12 protein-coding genes and 1 pseudogene are annotated in these 15,173 nt (G+C 58.7%); 3 read left to right on the top strand and 10 right to left on the bottom strand.

The window, feature by feature from the left end; genetic code table 11:
• Positions 1 to 310: 310 nt before the first annotated feature.
• From aceA to CFBP1590_RS16220, 9 genes are all read right to left on the bottom strand, one after another.
• On the bottom strand, positions 311 to 1,636 hold the full coding sequence (aceA, locus tag CFBP1590_RS16260; RefSeq protein WP_029241631.1) for an isocitrate lyase: 1,326 nt from the start codon (positions 1,634 to 1,636) through the stop codon (positions 311 to 313).
• Between the two features lie 529 nt (positions 1,637 to 2,165).
• On the bottom strand, positions 2,166 to 2,897 hold the full coding sequence (locus CFBP1590_RS16255) for a secretin N-terminal domain-containing protein (RefSeq protein ID WP_088235507.1): 732 nt from the start codon (positions 2,895 to 2,897) through the stop codon (positions 2,166 to 2,168).
• Between the two features lie 185 nt (positions 2,898 to 3,082).
• Positions 3,083 to 3,505: a GNAT family N-acetyltransferase gene (locus CFBP1590_RS16250; protein WP_004884663.1), complete on the bottom strand. Its 423-nt coding sequence runs from the start codon at positions 3,503 to 3,505 to the stop codon at positions 3,083 to 3,085.
• Positions 3,498 to 4,664: a ribosomal protein uL16 3-hydroxylase gene (locus tag CFBP1590_RS16245; protein ID WP_088235506.1), complete on the bottom strand. Its 1,167-nt coding sequence runs from the start codon at positions 4,662 to 4,664 to the stop codon at positions 3,498 to 3,500. Before CFBP1590_RS16245 ends, CFBP1590_RS16250 begins: the two co-directional genes overlap by 8 nt.
• Positions 4,665 to 4,725: 61 nt before the next feature.
• Positions 4,726 to 6,096, bottom strand: a complete 1,371-nt coding sequence (gene purB, locus CFBP1590_RS16240) for an adenylosuccinate lyase (RefSeq protein ID WP_025993065.1) — start codon at positions 6,094 to 6,096, stop codon at positions 4,726 to 4,728.
• 130 nt (positions 6,097 to 6,226) lie between these two features.
• Entirely contained in the window at positions 6,227 to 6,847 is a 621-nt protein-coding gene (gene hflD, locus CFBP1590_RS16235; RefSeq protein ID WP_029241633.1) for a high frequency lysogenization protein HflD, read from the bottom strand.
• On the bottom strand, positions 6,847 to 7,977 hold the full coding sequence (gene mnmA, locus CFBP1590_RS16230) for a tRNA 2-thiouridine(34) synthase MnmA (RefSeq protein ID WP_029241634.1): 1,131 nt from the start codon (positions 7,975 to 7,977) through the stop codon (positions 6,847 to 6,849). The genes hflD and mnmA overlap by 1 nt, the downstream gene beginning before the upstream one ends.
• 60 nt (positions 7,978 to 8,037) lie before the next feature.
• A complete protein-coding gene (locus tag CFBP1590_RS16225; RefSeq protein WP_029241635.1) occupies positions 8,038 to 8,484 on the bottom strand; it encodes an NUDIX hydrolase in 447 nt (148 codons plus the stop codon).
• Positions 8,485 to 8,619: 135 nt separating this feature from the next.
• Positions 8,620 to 10,845: an NADP-dependent isocitrate dehydrogenase gene (locus tag CFBP1590_RS16220; protein WP_058430521.1), complete on the bottom strand. Its 2,226-nt coding sequence runs from the start codon at positions 10,843 to 10,845 to the stop codon at positions 8,620 to 8,622.
• Between the two features lie 440 nt (positions 10,846 to 11,285).
• Here CFBP1590_RS16220 and CFBP1590_RS16215 point away from each other — a divergent pair.
• A pseudogene (locus CFBP1590_RS16215) lies at positions 11,286 to 11,911 on the top strand (isocitrate/isopropylmalate family dehydrogenase).
• Positions 11,912 to 11,993: 82 nt separating this feature from the next.
• Here the strand turns inward: CFBP1590_RS16215 and cspD are convergent.
• Entirely contained in the window at positions 11,994 to 12,263 is a 270-nt protein-coding gene (cspD, locus tag CFBP1590_RS16210) for a cold shock domain-containing protein CspD (RefSeq protein ID WP_088235505.1), read from the bottom strand.
• Positions 12,264 to 12,485: 222 nt separating this feature from the next.
• On the opposite strand from cspD, the gene clpS reads away from it, so the two are divergent.
• Together clpS and clpA are read left to right on the top strand one after the other, a co-directional pair.
• Complete coding sequence (clpS, locus tag CFBP1590_RS16205; protein ID WP_004884680.1) at positions 12,486 to 12,848, top strand: ATP-dependent Clp protease adapter ClpS; 363 nt, start codon at positions 12,486 to 12,488, stop codon at positions 12,846 to 12,848.
• 30 nt (positions 12,849 to 12,878) lie between these two features.
• Positions 12,879 to 15,152, top strand: coding sequence for an ATP-dependent Clp protease ATP-binding subunit ClpA (clpA, locus tag CFBP1590_RS16200; RefSeq protein WP_004884681.1), 2,274 nt, complete (start codon positions 12,879 to 12,881; stop codon positions 15,150 to 15,152).
• Positions 15,153 to 15,173 lie beyond the last annotated feature (21 nt).

Here is a 15,173-nt window from a genome sequence, read left to right as displayed (position 1 = left end):
AATCAATCGGCTATGAGCCCTTTGAGAGGCTGTAAGGCCTGCCAGGCGGGCGTTACAGGGCTTTTAGCCCATTATGTATCAACCGGCCGAAAATGAATGAAATGCAATTTGAATGATAATTGATATCATTTGAGGAGCGCTGTAAGTTCTGCTTGCCATAGTTACGCCATGAGTTGATTAAACGCCTGCAGATTTATCGCATTGTGTGCAGCGGCTTACATTGTCCCGGATCAATACCGCGCATTGATGCCCCGGAATAAAAAAACCGCCCCTTGGGGCGGTTTTTTCATCGAGCGCGTTGCCGGGTGGATCAGTGGAACTGTTCTTCTTCAGTCGAGCCGGTCAGGGCGGTGACCGATGACACGCCGCCCTGGATCACGGTGGTCATGTCGTCGAAGTAGCCGGTGCCCACTTCCTGCTGGTGGGCCACGAAGGTGTAGCCCTTGGCTGCGTCAGCGAACTCCTGCTCCTGCAGTTTTACGTAGGCGGTCATGTCGTTGCGGGCGTAGTCATGCGCCAGGTTGAACATGCTGTGCCACATATTGTGGATGCCCGCCAGCGTGATGAACTGGTGCTTGTAGCCCATCGCCGACAGCTCGCGCTGGAATTTCGCGATGGTCGAGTCGTCCAGGTTCTTCTTCCAGTTGAAGGAAGGGGAGCAGTTATAGGACAGCAACTGGTCCGGGTATTCCTTCTTGATCGCCTCGGCGAAGCGACGTGCTTCGTCCAGATCCGGTTTGGCAGTCTCGCACCAGATCAGATCGGCGTATGGCGCGTAGGCCAGGCCGCGTGAGATCGCCTGATCCAGGCCGGCACGTACCTTGTAGAAACCTTCCGGCGTGCGCTGGCCGGTCACGAACTGCTTGTCGTAAGGGTCGCAGTCCGAGGTCAGCAGGTCTGCCGCGTTGGCATCCGTACGGGCCAGAATGATGGTCGGCACGCCAGCGACGTCGGCAGCCAGGCGGGCAGCCACCAGCTTCTGAATGGCTTCCTGGGTGGGCACCAATACCTTGCCGCCCATGTGGCCGCATTTTTTTACCGAGGCCAACTGGTCTTCGAAGTGCACGCCGGCGGCACCGGCCTCGATCATGCTTTTCATCAGCTCGTAGGCGTTCAGTACGCCGCCGAAACCGGCTTCGGCGTCTGCCACGATCGGCGCGAAGTAGTCGATATAGCCTTCATCGCCCGGGTTCTTGCCGGCTTTCCACTGGATCTGGTCGGCACGGCGGAACGAGTTATTGATGCGCTTGACCACGGTCGGGACTGAGTCAACCGGGTACAGCGACTGGTCTGGGTACATGGATTCGGCGGAGTTGTTGTCGGCGGCAACCTGCCAGCCGGAGAGGTAGATCGCCTGAATGCCGGCCTTGACCTGTTGAACCGCCTGGCCGCCGGTCAGCGCGCCCATGCAGTTGACGAAGTCCTTGTCAGGCCGGAAGGATGGCCTGGCACCTTGCGTGACCAGATTCCAGAGCTTGTCAGCGCCCATTTTTGCGAGGGTGTGTTCCGGTTGAACCGAGCCACGCAAGCGGACCACATCGGCGGCGGAATAGGTACGGGTCACGTGTTTCCAGCGCGGATTTTCAGCCCAGTCTTTCTCGAGAGCCGCTATTTGTTGTTCGCGTGTCAGTGCCATGGAGATAAACCTCTAGAAGTAGGTCTTGTTGGAAAGTCCTGCTCCGCCAAAACGCCTTGTTTATCGAAGGCACGGTAGATGGCTGCTCGCTGACAGGAAACCCTGGATCGGGCCGCCGGTTAACGGATGGCGATGGGTGAACGATGGCTCGAGGAGAGAGAGCAGGGTGCCGGGCATGACTCAGTCAAGTGGACAGTCTGGCTCGTGGATGCCGTTGTGCGTCACCAAAAAGCCTTGCCGGGTTACCGTTTACGCTTCCGTCCCTCGGGACAACTTCGTTCCAGTCGCAACCTCGTCAAACTGCCTTGTGGGCGGTGCGGACACGAATCGGCTCTGGTGGGTGAGTCAGAGCGGCGATTCGAAGGCCTGTTCAGGGCCTCTGATCAGCGGGAGCGAGGCAATCATGCCTCGCGATTTTTGACCCGTCAAACAATTTGTAGTGCTTTTTATAAATCACTACATATCTGTTTGAAAGCGACCGGCTGGTCATTAAAAGCCCCGCAGGTGCTGGGCTTCAGGCATGCGCACGCTATTCGAGGGTTTGCACCATCACGCGCAGTACCATGTCGTCCCGACCCTGGGTCGAATAGCGTTGAGCGACGCCGTTCTGATCGGCCATCGACTGGTCGCTGCTGCTGGCCAGCGTGATCCATTCGCCGAGGCGACCGCTGACCTGGCTGTCAGTGCTTTGTACCTTGATGGCGTCAGGCCGCTCCTGGCTCATCCGGTCGCGGTTGGTGCTGATATTCAGGTGCACCGTCTCGCCTGTGACGCTGGCGGTGACGTAAAACCCCTGAGTCACGTTGCGGTATTCGGTATTGCTCTGCGCGTAGCCATAGGAGTCGGTTGACGAGGTGGTCAGGGGCACGCTTTGTCCGACCTGAATGAGCGCTGGCGCACCCTCGGTGGCCTGTATCTGTTGCACCCCGCCTTCGCGACTGACTGTGCCATAGTTGATGACCCGGGACCCATTGGCGCTGCGCGAGGCGTTCTCACTGGTGTCCACGCTGATCAGCAAGCGCTTCGGCGCTGTGTCAAGCTGCGAAATCAAGGTGCGAAGTTCTTCGATCTGGCGCGAATCCGCGTTGACGACAAGCTGGTTTCCATAGGCGCTGACCGTGCCGTCTTGGCCCAGAAAAGACTTGGCAACGGGCAGCAGATCGGCGCTGGTCCGGTAATTGAGCGGCACGACTTCCGTCGCCGCGAGTGTGCAGGTGCTGAATAGGATCAGCAGCGAGGCGAGCAGGGTACGTCCTGACATGTCCAGTCTCCGCAATGATTGCGTAAAGCATGAGTGTGCCATGTTGTCGGCCTGTGGAGGGCAAGCTGAATGTCCGGATGGCAAAACGCCCCGACATTTGTGTTCCAGCATAGTCCGGCTGGAACAGGAAAATCGGGGCGTCATGTTTTTGTAGTGCGCTTTTTAACGCCTACATACCTTGGTGCTCAGGCCTGGCGTACCATGTTCACGTGTGGCAGTCCTGCTTCGAGAAACTCGTCACTGACCACGGTGAAGCCAAAGCGCTCGTAAAACGCGATGGCCTGAACCTGAGCGCTGAGTTTCTGCTCCTTCAGGCCGCGCTTCTCGGCCTCATTGATCGCAGCGGTCAGCAACGCTTCGCCGACTTTCAGCCCTCGCCAGTCCTTGAGCACAGACAGTCGACCAATTTCACCATCCTGCAGCAGGCGGGCAGTGCCGATCGGGTAATCGCCCTCTGATGCCAGGAAGTGCACGGCGTCCATGTCTTCCGAGTCCCACTCGAGTTCCGGCGGAACCGACTGCTCGGCGATGAAGACCGCATCGCGGATGCGCCTGATATCGGCGTTTTTTCTCTGCCAGTCTGCAACAGATACGGTGACTTTATTCATCGGCAAATCCCAGGCTTCCTTGTTTTACGAGTTCGCAAAGCAGATTGCGTCCTTCGTCATTGGCCAACCATTGGCCAAGGTTTTCGCTGTGCAGTGCATCGGCAGCGCAGATCAGTTTGAGCAGTTCGCGCAGGTTGCCCGGCAACAGGCGGCTCTGGCCACTGGCAAACAGTAGCAGATCATCGTCCACTTCCGACCAGGCCAGGCGTGCGCTCGGGTTGCGAATGAGCACTGCGCCCTGTTCCAGGCTGTCGAGCAGGTCTTCTTCGGCCAGTTCCGGGCCGGTCACCAGTTCCGGATAGCGTGGCTCGGTCATGAACTGGCCGAACCAGGTCAGCAGCAGGCGCTCGTCACCCATGTGCTCGGCCAGCAAAGCCTTGAGGCGGTCGAGTGCGTCATGCTGGATCTGGTGAGGATCACTGACCGGCTGTGCGTCGGCGTCGGTATAGCGCTCTTCATCAGTAATGAATTGGCTGAGGAAGTCAGTGAAGTGGGTCAGCACTTCGGCTGCCCCAGGGGCGCGGAAGCCGACCGAGTAGGTCAGACAGTCGTCCACGGCCACGCCGCAGTGGGCCAGACGCGGCGGCAAGTAAAGCATGTCGCCCGGCTCCAGCGTCCATTCTTCGGTCGCTTCGAAGTCGGCAAGAATGCGCAGGTCTGCATGTTGCAGAAGAGGGCTGTCGGAGTCGCACATCTGGCCGATTTGCCAGTGCCGCTTGCCGTGGCCCTGAAGCAGGAACACGTCGTAATTGTCGAAATGCGGGCCGACGCTGCCGCCGGGTGCGGCGTAGCTGATCATCACATCGTCGATACGCCAGCTTGGCAGGAACCGGAAGTGCTCCAGCAGTTCGCTGACTTCCGGAACGAACTGATCCACTGCCTGGACCAGCAGCGTCCACTCACGCTCAGGCAGTTTGCTGAATTCGTCTTCGGCGAACGGGCCGCGACGCAGCTCCCAGGGACGCTCGCCTTTTTCGATGACCAGTCGCGACTCGACCTCTTCTTCCAGGGCCAGACCGGCCAGCTCGTCTGCATCGATCGGACTCTGGAAGTCCGGCAATGCCTGACGGATCAGCAATGGCTTTTTCTGCCAGTAATCACGCATGAAGACGCGCGCGCTGATGCCGCCCAGAAGTTGAAGAGGAATATCAGGATTCATGTGTAAGCCCTTGAAATGAAAACGCCCGGCACAGCCGGGCGTGTGCAAATTGTCTTGCGTGTCAGATGCGCTTGGCTTGAGCTGCCGCGTTGCCGATGTAATTGGCGGGGGTGAGCTTTTTCAGCTCGGCCTTCGCTTCGGCAGGCATGTCCAGGCCGTCGATGAAAGTTTGCAACGCTTCTGGGCTGATGCCCTTGCCGCGTGTCAGTTCTTTCAGCTTTTCGTACGGGTTTTCGATGTTATAGCGACGCATGACCGTCTGGATCGGCTCGGCCAGGACTTCCCAGCAGGCGTCCAGATCAGCCGCGATGCGCTGTTCGTTCAGTTCCAGCTTGCCAATGCCCTTGAGGCTGGCTTCGTAGGCAATCACGCTGTGGGCAAAACCTACGCCCAGATTGCGCAGCACGGTGGAGTCGGTCAGGTCGCGCTGCCAGCGGGAGATTGGCAATTTGCTGGCCAGATGCTGGAACAATGCGTTGGCGATGCCCAGGTTGCCTTCGGAGTTCTCGAAGTCGATCGGGTTGACCTTGTGCGGCATGGTCGAAGAGCCGATCTCGCCCGCGATGGTGCGCTGCTTGAAATAACCCAGGGAGATGTAGCCCCAGATGTCGCGGTCGAAGTCGATCAGAATGGTGTTGAAGCGTGCAACGGCATCGAACAGCTCGGCGATGTAGTCGTGCGGCTCGATCTGAGTGGTGTAGGGGTTGAAGCCCAGACCCAGTTCGTCTTCGATGAACGCGCGCGCGTTCGCTTCCCAATCGATATCGGCATAGGCCGACAGGTGAGCGTTGTAGTTGCCCACTGCACCGTTGATCTTGCCCAGCAGGGGCACTGCCGCGATCTGTGCGATCTGGCGTTCCAGTCGGTAAACGACGTTGGCCAGTTCCTTGCCCAGCGTAGTGGGGGAGGCTGGCTGGCCGTGAGTGCGCGACAGCATTGGCACGTCGGCGAAACGGATGGCCAGTTCACGGATGGAATCGGCGATCTGGCGCATCAGCGGCAGCATGACGGTGTCGCGGCCTTCGCGCAGCATCAGGGCGTGGGACAGGTTGTTGATGTCCTCGCTGGTGCAGGCGAAATGGATGAACTCGCTGACGTTTTCCAGTTCGGGCAGCTTGGCGGCCTGTTCCTTGAGCAGGTATTCCACGGCTTTCACGTCGTGGTTGGTGGTGCGCTCGATCTCTTTCACGCGCTCGGCGTGTTCCACGGAGAAGTCTTCGGCCAGCGTGTTGAGGATGGCGTTGGCCTGCGCGGAGAATGCCGGCACTTCAGTGACCTGCGGATGAGCCGCCAGACGCTGAAGCCAGCGCACTTCGACCATCACGCGAAAACGGATCAGGCCGTATTCGCTGAAAATAGGGCGCAAAGCCTGGGTTTTGCCGGCGTAGCGGCCATCAACAGGGGAAACCGCGGTGAGCGAAGAAAGCTGCATGGGGTGCTCTCGGACAGTCGGGCAACGAAAAGGGCGCGTATCATACATGAAAAATCAGTCCGACTGAGGCGGACTGACCAGCGTAGATCGCACCATGCCTGTGGTGGTGAGGGTCATTGCCGCGCGGCGGTCAGCCGTGCAGCAATGGGTAAAGTTCTTTCAATAGCTTGCGTCGATTGAATACCAGCTGCCAGCGATGACCGCCAACCTGCCGCCACAGCCGCGCCGAGCGAATCCCGGCCAGCAGCAGGGCGCGAATCTTCGATGCGTTGTTGGGTTGCTGCAGGTTGCGCATGTCGCCATGTACCTGAATACGCTGGCGCAATGTGCTCAGCGTGTCCTGATACAGAGCGCCGGTGGCGGCGATCACGTTCTCGTGGGCCACGCCAAAGTGCTCGGCCTGGGACTGAATCACCGGAATTCGTTTGCCGATCACTTCCAGCATGTCGTCACGCTTGGCCAGTTGGCGTTCCAGGCCCAGCATGGCCAGGGCGTAGCGCAACGGCTCGCGTTGCAGTGTCGCGGGGTCGCGTTCCAGAGCGCTGACCATGGCGCGATAGCCTTCATGCAGGTTCAGATCATCGCCGCCGTACACGTCCAGCGTGTCCTTGGGGTCGATCACCAGCAGGCTACCGATCATGCAGCTCATCGCCGCTTCGCTGACCTGACCGGTCTTGGCGATCCGGTCGACCAGTACGGCGGCCTGGAACACGCCACCCAGGGCGGTCAGTTGTTCCTGAGTCGGGGTCATCAACGCTTGTCCTTGCTGGTCCAGGGTTCGGCGACTTCGATTACGCCACCGCCCAGACAGATTTCACCCTCGTAGAACACGACGGACTGGCCGGGTGTGACCGCACGTTGCGGCTCGTCGAACGTGGCGCGATAGCCATCAGCGGTCTTTTCCAGCGTGCAATGCTGGTCGCCTTGGCGATAGCGGACCTTGGCGGTCAGCTTGCGCGGGCTGCTCAGGTCGATGGGGTTGACCCAATAGATCTCCGAAGAGACCAGCGCCCGGGAGAACAGCCATGGATGATCATTGCCCTGGCCCACGATCAGCTCGTTATGTTCCAGGTCCTTGACCAGCACGTACCACGGATCATCGCTGGCGTCTTTCAGGCCGCCGATGCCGAGGCCCTGGCGCTGGCCGATGGTGTGGTACATCAGGCCGCTGTGGCGACCGATCACTTCACCTTCGGTGGTCTTGATCTCGCCGGGCTGGGCGGGCAGGTACTGGCGCAGGAAATCCGTGAAGCGACGCTCGCCGATGAAGCAGATCCCGGTGGAATCCTTTTTCTTGGCGGTCGCCAGGCCATGCTTTTCAGCGATGGCGCGCACTTCCGGCTTTTCCAGTTCACCGACCGGGAACAGGGTTCTGGCGATCTGTTCGCCACCCACGGCATGCAGGAAATAGCTTTGGTCCTTGTTCGGGTCCAGACCCTTGAGCAGTTCGGTGCGGCCATCGATATCGCGGCGGCGCACATAATGGCCGGTGGCAATCAGGTCGGCACCCAGCATCAGGGCGTAGTCGAGGAAGGCCTTGAACTTGATTTCCCGGTTGCAGAGGATGTCCGGGTTGGGGGTGCGGCCGGCCTTGTATTCTTCCAGGAAGTGTTCGAACACATTGTCCCAGTACTCGGCGGCGAAGTTGGCGGTGTGCAGCTTGATGCCGATCTTGTCGCACACAGCCTGGGCGTCGGCCAGGTCTTCGCGGGCGGTGCAATATTCCGTTCCGTCGTCTTCTTCCCAGTTCTTCATGAACAAGCCTTCCACCTGATAACCCTGCTCCATGAGCAGTACGGCGGAAACGGAAGAGTCCACGCCGCCGGACATGCCGACGATCACGCGCTTCATTTCTGAGTTGGAGGGAGCTGGATCACGCATAGGGATTCAATGGGTGGCCTTGAAAAGGACGCGATTCTATCAGGCTGAGGGCGTCCAGTCTCACGCCTTGTCGCGCAGCAGGTCGAGACTGAATCGTTCGGCATTCAAATAGTCGTCCACGCAGCGCAGTACCAGTTCGCTGCGCCAGCGGTCCTGCTCGGCAAGCAGTTCGTCGCGAGTGAGCCAGGTCGGGCCGACGATGCCGTCATCGAGTGCGTAGTCGGGATGATGGCGCAAAGCTTTGGCGGCAAAGCAGATACGCTGATAGGTCACGCCGTTGCTGGGCGCGGTATAGAGGTAAATCCCCACCACGCTGCTCAGTTCGACATCCCAGCCGGTCTCTTCCAGCGTTTCGCGAACAGCCGCGCGCTGCAGGCTTTCGTTCGGGTCAAGATGGCCTGCGGGCTGATTCAGCACCTTGCGACCGCCCTTGATCTCTTCGACGAACAGAAATCGCCCCTGATCCTCGACAATCGTGGCGACGGTAACGTGGGCTTGCCAATCCATAAAGGGCTCCTTCAAGAGAGGAATGAAGCGCGAAGTATAGGGGCTGGAGCCTGCTCTTCGCTTGAACGAAAAAGCCCCGGCGCATGGCCGGGGCTTTCAGGGAGCGACGCTGGATGGCGTCGCCCGGGTTGCCTCTTACAACGCGGCGATGGCTGCGTTCAAGGTTGCGCTTGGACGCATGGCTTTGCTGGTCTTCTCGGCGTTGGCGTAGTAGTAGCCACCGATTTCCACTGGCTTGCCTTGAACCGCATTGAGCTCGGCAACGATTTTTTCTTCGTTGTCGGTCAGGGTCTTGGCCAGCGGAGCGAACTGCGCCTTGAGGGCTGCATCGTCATTCTGAGCTGCCAGCGCCTGTGCCCAGAACAGGGTCAGGTAGAAGTGGCTGCCACGGTTGTCGATGCCGCCGACCTTGCGCGAAGGCGACTTGTTGCGGTCCAGGAACTCGCCAGTGGCCTGGTCGAGGGTCTTGGACAGAACCAGTGCTTTCGGGTTGTTGTAGGCGTTGCCCAGATGCTCCAGGGAAGCAGCCAGGGCGAGGAACTCACCCAGCGAATCCCAGCGCAGGAAGTTTTCTTCCACGAACTGCTGAACGTGCTTCGGTGCCGAGCCGCCAGCGCCGGTTTCGAACAGGCCGCCGCCATTCATCAGCGGGACGATAGACAGCATCTTGGCGCTGGTGCCCAGTTCCATGATCGGGAACAGGTCGGTCAGGTAGTCGCGCAATACGTTACCGGTTACCGAAATGGTGTCCTTGCCGGCGCGGGTGCGTTCCAGGGTCAGCTTCATGGCTTCGACCGGCGACAGGATCTGGATGTCCAGGCCTGAAGTGTCGTGGTCACGCAGGTACTGACGTACTTTCTCGATCATCACGCTGTCGTGCGCACGGGAGGCGTCGAGCCAGAAAATGGCTGGAGTGTTGCTTGCGCGAGCGCGGTTGACGGCCAGTTTGACCCAGTCCTGGATCGGTGCGTCCTTGGCCTGACACATGCGCCAGATATCGCCGGTCTCGACCTTCTGCTCCATGAGCAGATTGCCCTGGCTGTCGGTCACGCGGACCACGCCGTCGGTATTGATCTGGAAGGTCTTGTCGTGCGAACCGTACTCTTCGGCTTTCTGAGCCATCAGGCCGACGTTCGGTACGCTGCCCATGGTGGTCGGATCGAATGCGCCGTTCTTCTTGCAGTCTTCGATGACTGCCTGATAGATGGTGGCGTAGCAGCGGTCCGGGATCACGGCCTTGGCATCGTGCAACTGGCCATCGGTGCCCCACATCTTGCCGGAGTCACGGATCATGGCAGGCATGGACGCATCGACGATCACGTCGCTCGGTACGTGCAGGTTGGTGATGCCCTTGTCGGAGTTGACCATCGCCAGTTGCGGACGAACGGCGTAGACCGCAGCGATGTCAGCCTTGATTTCGGCCTGCTTGTCGGCGGGCAGGGCGCTGATGCGGTCGTACAGGTCGCCGATGCCGTTGTTCAGGTTGAAGCCGATCTGCTTCAGCGTGTCAGCGTGCTTGGTCAGCGCATCCTTGTAGAACTCGTCGACGATCTGGCCGAACATGATCGGATCGGAGATCTTCATCATGGTGGCTTTCAGGTGCACCGAGAACAGTACGCCCTGCTTCTTGGCGTCTTCGATTTCAGCGGCGATGAAGCTGCGCAGTGCCTTGGCGCTCATGACCGAGCAATCGACGATCTCGCCCGCTTTCACGGCGGTTTTTTCTTTCAGGACGGTGGTGGTGCCATCCTGAGCGACCAATTCGATCTTGACGGTGTTGTCCGCTTCGATCTGGGCGGCTTTTTCGCTGCCGTAGAAGTCGCCGTTGCTCATGTGGGCAACGTGGGCCTTGGAGTCGGAAGACCAGGTGCCCATCTTGTGCGGGTGCTTGCGAGCGTAGTTCTTGACCGACAGTGGCGCGCGACGGTCGGAGTTGCCTTCACGCAGAACCGGGTTTACAGCGCTGCCCTTGACCTTGTCGTAGCGGGCGCGGGTTTCTTTTTCTGCGTCAGTGGTCGGTGCTTCAGGGTAGTCGGGAATCTTGAAACCCTGATCCTGAAGCTCCTTGATGGTCGCTTTCAACTGCGGAACCGAAGCACTGATGTTGGGCAATTTGATGATGTTGGCTTCTGGCGTGGTGGCCAGTTTGCCGAGCTCGGCGAGATGATCCGGCACTTGTTGATCGGCGCCAAGCGACTCCGGGAAGCTGGAAAGAACGCGGCCTGCCAGGGAGATATCACGCGTTTCCACGTCGATATCGGAGGAGGCGGTGAACGCTTCGATAATGGGCAGCAGCGAATAGGTGGCGAGGGCCGGAGCTTCGTCGGTGAAGGTATAGATGATCTTCGAGCGGTTGGACATTCGTATTAACTCTCTGTTTTGCTGAGCATGCACAAAATCTCGATACGCGCAGGGTATGCACTCTGCTCACAGTTCAGTCATGAGCCTGGGTCGAGGTTTATTCGCGGTGATGTTGGGTGCATCAGTCGAGCGTCAAGCTGCCGGGCCGAGCTCCGGTCCGGCGCATCTGTAAGGCTGAGAGGTCTGGTTCAGACGGGTCAGCCTTTATGACTCTGCGGTCACGGCGCGCAGTATATCAAACCCTTGGCGCCAAGCATTAATGCTATGCGTGCTATCGAATAATGAATATTCGCCGTTGGTCGAACGAGACCGCTCTGGGTCAATGTTTTCGGGTGTTTTATGGTGTTCACACAGGGCGCTTCGGTTGGCGGTTGACAGTGGACGTGGCTACGCTGAATGCCTGTCACGCAGTCCAATCAGACCCGAAAGCGGAGTCAGTCATTGAATACCAGAGAATAAGCATTCCAGATGGTGGGTGAAAAGATAACGGTCAACCCCGATCACTCCCTGAGCGTACCCGACACACCGATCATTCCCTATATAGAAGATGACGGAACCGGTGTCGACATCAGCCCGGTGATGATCAAGGTCTTGGATGCGGCTGTTGAAAAGGCGTACGGCGGTCAGCGCAGGATTTCCTGGATGGAGGTCTATGCGGGAGAGAAGGCGACCCAAGTCTATGGCCCCGACACCTGGCTGTCTGATGAAGCCCTCGACACGGTCAGGGAATACGTTGTGTCCACAAGGGATCGCTGACCACGCTTGTCGGCGGCGGCATACGCTCGCTCAATGTTGAGTTGCGCCGGGCACCAGGCTGTCGGACACCGTTGCGATGTTCGAGGTCGCGCGGGGTACTGCTCCCGGGCAGGAGGGCAAGGACCAGGTCAATCCGGGGTCGGTGGTTCTATCGGCCGAAATATGGATGTGTGGAGGCGGGGGGATCATCAAAGGCACCAACGGCGCAATCTCCGCTAAAACGGTGACCTATGACTTTGAGCAGTTGATGGAGGGCGCAACGTTGTTGTCCTCCTCAGCGTTCGGCGATGCGCTCATTGAGCACATGTAAACCGCCCCAGCTATCAGAAACGGCCGGTTCAATCACTTCAGAACCGGCTGCCTCCTATGGCTGGCGTTTGTGGTGGTTCGCCCTAGGCTGGCACATTTGAAGCTTTCTGGGTTGCATTCGAACCCTCGGTCGCAGCGCTGACGCCTGCCGTGACCGTGGTTATATTGACTGCATGCAAACCCTTCGGGCCCTGGATAATCTCGAAGCTGACCGGCTGGCCCGCCTTGAGTGTTTTGTATCCATCCATGTGGATAGCCGAATAATGAGCGAACAGATCTTCATTCTTGCCGTCGGCAAGGATAAATCCATAGCCTTTTGCATTATTGAACCACTTGACTTTACCACTGAGCATAGCCATATCCCTCTGCAAAGGACTCCGTCTGGAGTATCATCCACCTCAATCCGCCTGACCTAAAAAATTTTGGTTGACTGCGCGGACCCTTTTTACCCAATGTGGGCTCTATTGTTTGTAACACCGTTTAGCTGATAGTCAAGGTCATGCGGCAGTCCAATTCAAAACTGGTCAGATCGCGACTCAGGCTCAATCCGCCCTTTACCACGAACGTTTCTTTCCATGCATGCATTCAGCAAGATTCGACTAACATTCAATCAGGATGGTCCGCAATCACACGAGGACGACTCGGCTGGCATCGCAGTGCAGGACGCCAAGCCGACCCTGCAGGCGCCACCGATGTACAAGGTGGTTTTATTTAACGATGACTACACCCCGATGGATTTCGTCGTTGAAGTGCTCGAGGTGTTTTTTAACCTGAATCGTGAGCTGGCTACCAAGGTCATGCTGGCCGTCCATACAGAGGGACGGGCAGTCTGCGGATTGTTTACCCGCGACATCGCCGAGACCAAGGCAATGCAGGTCAATCAATACGCCAGGGAGAGCCAGCATCCACTACTCTGTGAGATCGAGAAGGACGGTTAATCGCCGACCACTTGGGTATGAGGTGAAGCTATGTTAAACCGTGAGCTCGAAGTCACCCTCAATCTGGCCTTCAAGGAAGCTCGTTCAAAACGTCATGAGTTCATGACGGTCGAGCACCTCCTGCTGGCCTTATTGGATAATGAGGCTGCAGCCACTGTCTTGCGTGCCTGCGGCGCAAACCTCGATAAGCTCAAGCATGATCTGCAGGAGTTTATCGACTCCACCACTCCACTGATCCCCGTCCACGACGAGGATCGCGAAACCCAGCCGACGTTGGGTTTCCAGCGCGTCCTGCAGCGCGCAGTCTTCCACGTACAGAGCTCCGGCAAGCGTGAAGTGACCGGTGCCAATGTGCTGGTTGCGATTTTCAGTGAGCAGGAAAGCCAGGCCGTGTTTCTGCTCAAGCAGCAGAGCGTTGCCCGGATTGATGTCGTCAATTACATCGCCCACGGAATCTCCAAGGTTCCGGGGCATGGCGAACACTCTTCTGAAGGTGAGCAAGATATGCAGGACGACGAGGGCGGTGAAGCATCTTCCTCTGGCAATCCTCTGGATGCCTATGCCAGCAATCTGAACGAACTGGCCCGTCAGGGGCGCATCGATCCGCTGGTCGGCCGCGAAAGCGAAGTCGAGCGTGTCGCACAGATCCTGGCGCGTCGTCGCAAAAACAACCCTTTGCTGGTCGGTGAGGCGGGTGTCGGCAAGACAGCGATCGCCGAGGGTCTGGCCAAGCGCATTGTGGACAATCAGGTCCCTGACCTGCTTGCCAGCAGTGTCGTCTACTCGCTCGACCTCGGTGCGCTGCTGGCCGGTACCAAATACCGTGGCGATTTCGAGAAGCGCTTCAAGGCGCTGCTCAATGAACTGCGCAAGCGTCCGCATGCGATTCTGTTCATCGATGAGATCCACACGATCATTGGTGCGGGTGCTGCGTCCGGCGGCGTCATGGACGCTTCGAATCTGCTCAAGCCATTACTGTCTTCGGGTGATATTCGTTGCATCGGCTCGACCACCTTCCAGGAATTCCGCGGGATTTTCGAGAAGGACCGAGCGCTTGCACGCCGCTTCCAGAAAGTCGATGTGTCCGAGCCTTCGGTCGAGGACACCATTGGCATCCTGAGAGGCCTCAAGGGGCGTTTCGAGCAGCATCACAGCATCGAGTACAGTGATGAGGCGCTGCGCGCCGCAGCCGAACTTGCATCACGCTACATCAATGATCGTCACATGCCTGACAAGGCAATCGACGTGATCGATGAGGCGGGCGCCTACCAGCGTCTGCAGCCGGTGGAGCAGCGAGTGAAGCGAATCGACGTGCCTCAGGTCGAGGACATCGTCGCCAAGATCGCGCGTATTCCCCCGAAACACGTCAACAGTTCCGACAAGGAACTGCTGCGTAATCTGGAGCGCGACCTCAAGCTCACGGTGTTCGGTCAGGATGCAGCAATCGATTCGCTGTCCACTGCGATCAAGCTGTCCCGTGCAGGCCTCAAGTCGCCGGACAAGCCAGTCGGCTCGTTCCTGTTCGCAGGTCCGACCGGTGTCGGCAAGACCGAGGCGGCTCGTCAGCTGGCCAAGGCGCTGGGCGTCGAGCTGATTCGTTTCGACATGTCCGAGTATATGGAGCGGCACACCGTTTCACGTCTCATCGGCGCGCCTCCGGGTTACGTCGGGTTCGATCAGGGCGGTCTGCTGACCGAGGCCATCACGCGTCAGCCGCATTGCGTGCTGTTGCTCGATGAAATCGAGAAGGCGCATCCGGAAGTCTTCAACCTGCTGCTGCAGGTCATGGACCACGGTACGCTGACTGACAACAACGGGCGCAAGGCCGATTTCCGCAACGTGATCGTGATCATGACCACCAACGCCGGTGCTGAATCGGCTGCGAGGGCCTCGATCGGTTTCACTCATCAGGATCACTCTTCCGATGCAATGGAAGTGATCAAGAAGAGCTTCACGCCGGAATTCCGCAACCGTCTCGACACGATCATCCAGTTTGGCCGTCTCAGCCACGAAGTCATCAAGAGCGTGGTGGACAAGTTCCTCACCGAGCTTCAGGCGCAGCTGGAAGACAAGCGTGTACTGCTCGAAGTCTCCGACGCGGCCAGAAGCTGGCTGGCGCAGGGTGGCTACGATGCGGCGATGGGCGCTCGACCAATGGCTCGTCTGATTCAGGACAAGATCAAGCGGCCACTGGCTGAAGAGATCCTGTTCGGCGAATTGTCAGAGCACGGCGGTGTGGTCCACATCGACATCAAGGACGGCGAGATCACGTTCGACTACGAAACCACGGCAGAGATGGCGTGATGGAGTAGGGGATGCGCCCGG

The sequence above is a fragment of the Pseudomonas viridiflava genome (assembly GCF_900184295.1).
GTDB lineage: Bacteria > Pseudomonadota > Gammaproteobacteria > Pseudomonadales > Pseudomonadaceae > Aquipseudomonas > Aquipseudomonas viridiflava.
This window is presented reverse-complemented; position numbering and strand designations above follow the sequence as displayed.